The organism is Thioclava sp. UBA3469 (assembly GCF_002378135.1).
In the GTDB taxonomy this organism is placed as follows: domain Bacteria; phylum Pseudomonadota; class Alphaproteobacteria; order Rhodobacterales; family Rhodobacteraceae; genus Thioclava; species Thioclava sediminum.
Genome location: NZ_DFRG01000218.1, coordinates 1 through 4,724, shown reverse-complemented (window position 1 = coordinate 4,724; position 4,724 = coordinate 1). Strand labels below are relative to the sequence as shown.

8 protein-coding genes and 1 pseudogene are annotated in these 4,724 nt (G+C 61.5%); 1 reads left to right on the top strand and 8 read right to left on the bottom strand.

Features of this window, described 5'->3' with window-relative positions; all coding sequences use genetic code 11:
- The 4 genes and pseudogenes from B3D39_RS16125 to rplB all read right to left on the bottom strand — a co-directional run.
- Positions 1-192: pseudogene (locus tag B3D39_RS16125) on the bottom strand (30S ribosomal protein S3); the annotation flags it as partial.
- Positions 192-572 carry a 50S ribosomal protein L22 gene (rplV, locus tag B3D39_RS16120; RefSeq protein WP_078521290.1) on the bottom strand — a complete coding sequence of 127 codons (381 nt, stop codon included), beginning with the start codon at positions 570-572 and terminating at the stop codon, positions 192-194. The gene rplV and the pseudogene B3D39_RS16125, both read right to left, overlap by 1 nt.
- Positions 573-577: 5 nt before the next feature.
- A complete protein-coding gene (gene rpsS / locus B3D39_RS16115) occupies positions 578-856 on the bottom strand; it encodes a 30S ribosomal protein S19 (protein WP_078521291.1) in 279 nt (92 codons plus the stop codon).
- A 3-nt stretch (positions 857-859) separates the two neighbouring features.
- Positions 860-1,699 carry a 50S ribosomal protein L2 gene (rplB, locus tag B3D39_RS16110; RefSeq protein ID WP_078521293.1) on the bottom strand — a complete coding sequence of 280 codons (840 nt, stop codon included), beginning with the start codon at positions 1,697-1,699 and terminating at the stop codon, positions 860-862.
- A gap of 255 nt (positions 1,700-1,954) precedes the next feature.
- Between rplB and B3D39_RS16105 the strand changes: the two genes are divergently transcribed.
- Positions 1,955-2,260, top strand: coding sequence for an SH3 domain-containing protein (locus B3D39_RS16105; protein ID WP_078600742.1), 306 nt, complete (start codon positions 1,955-1,957; stop codon positions 2,258-2,260).
- Positions 2,261-2,370: 110 nt separating this feature from the next.
- On the opposite strand, the gene B3D39_RS16100 is transcribed toward B3D39_RS16105, so the two are convergent.
- The 4 genes from B3D39_RS16100 to rpsJ are packed head-to-tail and all read right to left on the bottom strand — an operon-like array spanning position 2,371 to position 4,466.
- Positions 2,371-2,667, bottom strand: a complete 297-nt coding sequence (locus tag B3D39_RS16100; RefSeq protein ID WP_078521296.1) for a 50S ribosomal protein L23 — start codon at positions 2,665-2,667, stop codon at positions 2,371-2,373.
- Complete coding sequence (rplD, locus tag B3D39_RS16095) at positions 2,664-3,284, bottom strand: 50S ribosomal protein L4 (protein ID WP_075773839.1); 621 nt, start codon at positions 3,282-3,284, stop codon at positions 2,664-2,666. Before rplD ends, B3D39_RS16100 begins: the two co-directional genes overlap by 4 nt.
- Entirely contained in the window at positions 3,284-4,147 is an 864-nt protein-coding gene (rplC, locus tag B3D39_RS16090; RefSeq protein ID WP_286789877.1) for a 50S ribosomal protein L3, read from the bottom strand. The genes rplD and rplC overlap by 1 nt, the downstream gene beginning before the upstream one ends.
- 10 nt (positions 4,148-4,157) lie before the next feature.
- Positions 4,158-4,466 (bottom strand): 30S ribosomal protein S10, encoded by a 309-nt coding sequence (rpsJ, locus tag B3D39_RS16085; RefSeq protein ID WP_036639457.1) that lies wholly within the window; start codon positions 4,464-4,466, stop codon positions 4,158-4,160.
- Positions 4,467-4,724: the final 258 nt, after the last annotated feature.

The window sequence follows — 4,724 nt, the reverse complement described above, 5'->3', positions numbered from 1 at the left end:
GCACTTCTTGTGCGGACGCTCGATGATGACACGGCTGATGCCGGCCTGCTTGGCTTCCTCGTGGATGAACTCGCGGATCTTGATGTCCTCGAGCAGCAGGTCGCCATAGTCTTTGCTGTCGGCGTACCAGCGGCTGTCCCAGGTGCGGTTGACCTGGAGGCGCATGCCGATCGGATTAACCTTCTGACCCATTACGCTTGCTCCTCAACCTGACGCACCTTGATGGTGATTTCCGAGAACGGCTTCATGATCTTGCCGAAGCGACCACGTGCCCGCGGCCGGCCACGCTTCATCACCAGGTTCTTGCCAACCCAGGCTTCCGCCACGACGAGCTCGTCCACGTCCAGGCCGTGGTTGTTCTCAGCGTTGGCGATTGCCGACTGAAGGCACTTCTTCACGTCGAGCGCGATGCGCTTCTTCGAGAAGGTCAGGTCCGAAAGGGCCTTGTCGACCTTCTTGCCACGGATCATCGCGGCGACGAGGTTCAGTTTCTGCGGCGAGGTGCGAAGCATGCGGGTCTTCGCCATCGCTTCGTTCTCCGCCACGCGGCGCGGATTCTTTTCCTTACCCATGACGATTACTTCCTCTTGGCTTTTTTGTCGGCCGCATGCCCGTAATAGGTGCGGGTCGGCGAATATTCACCGAACTTCTGACCGATCATTTCCTCGGTGACGTTCACCGGGATGTGCTTGTGGCCGTTGTAGACCCCAAAGGTCAGACCAACGAATTGCGGCAGGATGGTGGAGCGACGCGACCAGATCTTGATGACGTCGCCTTTGCCCGACTCGCGAGCCTTCTCTGCTTTTTTCAGCAGGTAGGCATCAACGAAGGGGCCTTTCCAAACAGAACGAGACATATGTTAGCGACCCTTCTTCTTCGCGTGACGCGAACGCAGGATATACTGGTCCGTCTTCTTGTTGACGCGCGTGCGCTTGCCCTTGGTGGGCTTGCCCCACGGCGTAACCGGATGACGGCCACCCGAGGTACGACCTTCACCACCACCGTGCGGGTGGTCGATCGGGTTCATCGCGACACCGCGGACGGTCGGACGGACGCCCATGTGGCGCTTACGACCGGCTTTACCGAGGTTCTGGTTCGAGTGGTCGGCGTTCGACACGGCACCGATGGTCGCCATGCATTCCTGACGCACGAGGCGCAGTTCGCCCGACGAAAGACGCAGCTGAGCGTAGCCACCGTCACGGCCGACGAATTGGGCGTAGGTGCCCGCGGCGCGTGCGATCTGGCCACCCTTGCCGGGCTTCAGTTCGACGTTGTGGACGATGGTACCGATCGGCATGCCCGAGAACGGCATTGCGTTGCCCGGCTTGACGTCGTGACGCGAGCCCGAAACGACCTTGTCACCGACAGCGAGACGCTGGGGTGCGAGGATGTAGGCCTGCTCACCATCTTCATAGTTGATCAGTGCGATGAAGGCGGTCCGGTTCGGATCGTATTCGATCCGCTCGACGGTGCCTTGAACATCGAACTTGCGACGCTTGAAATCGACGATGCGATAGAGACGCTTCGCGCCACCACCCTTGTGCCACATCGTGATCCGCCCGGTGTTGTTCCGGCCACCCGACTTGGTCAAACCCTGCGTGAGGGCTTTGACCGGACGGCCTTTCCAAAGCTCCGAACGGTCGATCAGAACCAGCCCACGCTGGCCCGGCGTCGTCGGCTTATACGACTTGAGTGCCATGCTTTCTGTCTTCCGTTGGTTTGCGGCGAGTTGCCCCGCCTGTCTGTGTGTATAGGGCCCCGAAGGTCCCCGAATTCAAAAATCACGGGCCCCGGAACGAATCCGAGGCCGCGAGACTGGCGCGATGTAGCAGGGATGTGGGGGTGAGTCTATAGGCTTGGCCTGTTTTTGCGCGCGATGGTTCAAGCAACTGGCGCTTCGTCGCCCGGGCGGGCAAAATGGCTCTCGAGGCAGAAGACATAACAGGAGCAACCAATGCGTCCAACCCGAGCAATCCTCCTCGCAGCCCCGCTCTGCGCGGCAGCCACCCTCGCCACCCCCACCCTCGCCGACGCATGGCGCGGCACCTATGAGGTCGCCGGGGTAAAAGGCGAGGACATGCTGAAACTGCGCGCAGGCCCCGGCACCGGCTACAAGGTGATCCTGGGCCTTCCCAACGGCGCGATCGTCCATGTGCGCAGCTGCGAGCGCAGCGGCAATACCCGCTGGTGCAACGTCTCGCTCGACGTCGCCCGCAACCTGCGCGGCTATGTCTCGGAAAGCTACCTGCGGGAGAAGTGACACGCAGCGCCTGGGCGCGCCATGAGAGGTAAGCGCCCCCTCCCCCGACACCGCAAACGAAAAGGCCCCCGCATCAGCGAGGGCCTTCTCAATTTCTCTGTCCTACCGGATTACAGACCGGTGGTGACGTCGATCGTGTTGCCTTCTTCCAGCGTCACGTAGGCTTTCTTGAAGTCCGAGCGACGACCGGGGGTGCCCCGGAAGCGCTTGGTCTTGCCTTTGGTGATGGTGGTGTTGACCGCCTTCACCTTGACGCCGAAGAGAGTCTCAACAGCTTCTTTGATCTGCGGCTTCGAAGCGTCTTTCGCGACTTCGAAAACAACAGCGCCGTTCTCCGAGGCCATGGTGGCCTTCTCGGTGATGATCGGCTTGACGATCACGTCGTAATGTTCGGGTTTCGCGCTCATTTCAGACGAGCCTCCAGAGCTTCGACACCCGCCTTCGTGAGCACGAGCGTGTCACGCTTGAGGATGTCATACACGTTGGCGCCCATCGAAGGCAGCACATCGATGCCGTCGATGTTGCGCGCGGCTTGGGCGAAGTTCTCGTTCACCTCGGCCCCGTCGATCACCAGCACCTTCTTCCAGCCCAGCTCCTTGGCGGCTTTCGCCAGCAGCTTGGTCTTGGCTTCGGCGAGCTGCGCGTCCTCCAGGACGATCAGTTTGCCAGCGGCGGCTTTCGACGACAGCGCGTGCTTCAGACCCAGAGCCCGGAACTTCTTGGGCAGGTCGTGAGCGTGGCTGCGCGGGGTCGGGCCCTTGTAGACACCACCCTTGCGGAAGATCGGCGCCTTGCGGGAGCCGTGACGTGCGCCACCGGTGCCCTTCTGACGATAGATCTTCTTGGTCGAGTAGCTGACCTCCGAGCGGGTGAGAACCGAGTGGGTGCCCTGCTGAGCCTTCGCGCGCTGCCAGCGCACGACGCGATGCAGGATGTCCGCACGCGGCTCGAGCCCGAAGATCTCGTCGGCGAGGTCGATCGAACCGGCCTTGCCGGCGTCGAGCTTGATCACATCGAGTTTCATTACTTGTCTCCTTCGGGCGCGTCGCCGCCGTCTTCGCCTTTTTCGGCTTCGATCGACTCTTCAGCTTCCTTCAGCGCAGCAGCTTCCTGAGCGGCCTGCTCCTCGGCGAGACGCTTGGCTTCGGCTTCAGCCTCGGCAGCAGCGGCGGCAGCGGCTTCTTCAGCAGCTTTCGCAGCGGCTTCGGCAGCCGACTTCAGCGCGGCGGGGTAGATGATGTTCTCGGAAAGCGGCTTCTTGACCGCATCCTTGACCGTCACCCAGCCACCTTTGGCGCCCGGCACCGAACCCTTGACCATGATCAGGCCACGGTCGGCATCGGTCTTGACGACCTGAAGGTTCTGGGTCGTGACGCGCACGGCACCGAGGTGACCGGCCATCTTCTTGCCCTTGAACACTTTGCCCGGGTCCTGACACTGACCGGTCGAACCGTGCGAGCGGTGCGAGATCGACACGCCGTGCGTGGCGCGCAGACCGCCGAAGTTGTGACGCTTCATAGCACCGGCGAAACCCTTACCGATCGAGGTGCCCGCGATATCCACGAACTGACCTTCGAAATAGTGGTTCGCGGTGATTTCCTCGCCCACTTCGATCAGGTTTTCTTCAGCGACGCGGAATTCCGCGACTTTGCGCTTCGGGGCGACGTTGGCTTTCGCGAAGTGACCACGCAGAGCGGCGGTCGTACGCTTGGCCTTGGCTTCACCAGCGCCGAGCTGAACGGCCGTGTAGCCGTCGAGTTCGGAAGTGCGCTGAGCCACCACCTGAAGCTTGTCGAGTTGGAGAACGGTCACAGGAACCTGCTTGCCGTCCTCAAGGAAGAGCCGGGTCATGCCCAGCTTCTTGGCGATAACACCAGTCCGCAGCATAATGCCCTCCTTACACCTTGATCTCGACGTCGACGCCCGCTGCGAGGTCGAGCTTCATCAGCGCGTCCACGGTCTGGGGGGTCGGATCGACGATGTCGAGAAGACGCTTGTGCGTCCGGATTTCCCACTGGTCACGCGACTTCTTGTCGATGTGCGGACCACGCAGAACCGTGAATTTCTCGATCTTGTTCGGGAGCGGGATGGGCCCGCGAACCTGAGCACCCGTGCGCTTCGCGGTGTTCACGATTTCCTGGGTGCTGGCGTCCAGCACGCGGTAATCGAACGCCTTGAGCCGGATGCGGATATTTTGGCCGGTCATATGTCATGCCTCTTCGCATGGCGTGAAGGTTGAGAGGCAGACGGCACCGAATGTAGCGCCTGCATCGAACCTGAAAATCTTGGCAGATCAGGCGCGTCCTCTATGGCGTCACCCTGAGTCTGTCAAGAGCGAATGGCGCGCCTTTCGGCGCACCATTCAAATTCTTTCCAACTGTCGTTTTCGGGGCCCCGGAGAGGGCCCCGAAACCATCGATCACGCGATGATTTTGGAGACGACGCCGGCGCCGACGGTGCGGCC

Coding starts and splice junctions, on each gene's coding strand:
- rplV (WP_078521290.1), bottom strand. CDS start 572: ATGGGTAAGGAAAAGAATCCGCGCCGCGTGGCGGAGAACGAAGCGATG.
- rpsS (WP_078521291.1), bottom strand. CDS start 856: ATGTCTCGTTCTGTTTGGAAAGGCCCCTTCGTTGATGCCTACCTGCTG.
- rplB (WP_078521293.1), bottom strand. CDS start 1,699: ATGGCACTCAAGTCGTATAAGCCGACGACGCCGGGCCAGCGTGGGCTG.
- B3D39_RS16105 (WP_078600742.1), top strand. CDS start 1,955: ATGCGTCCAACCCGAGCAATCCTCCTCGCAGCCCCGCTCTGCGCGGCA.
- B3D39_RS16100 (WP_078521296.1), bottom strand. CDS start 2,667: ATGAGCGCGAAACCCGAACATTACGACGTGATCGTCAAGCCGATCATC.
- rplD (WP_075773839.1), bottom strand. CDS start 3,284: ATGAAACTCGATGTGATCAAGCTCGACGCCGGCAAGGCCGGTTCGATC.
- rplC (WP_286789877.1), bottom strand. CDS start 4,147: ATGCTGCGGACTGGTGTTATCGCCAAGAAGCTGGGCATGACCCGGCTC.
- rpsJ (WP_036639457.1), bottom strand. CDS start 4,466: ATGACCGGCCAAAATATCCGCATCCGGCTCAAGGCGTTCGATTACCGC.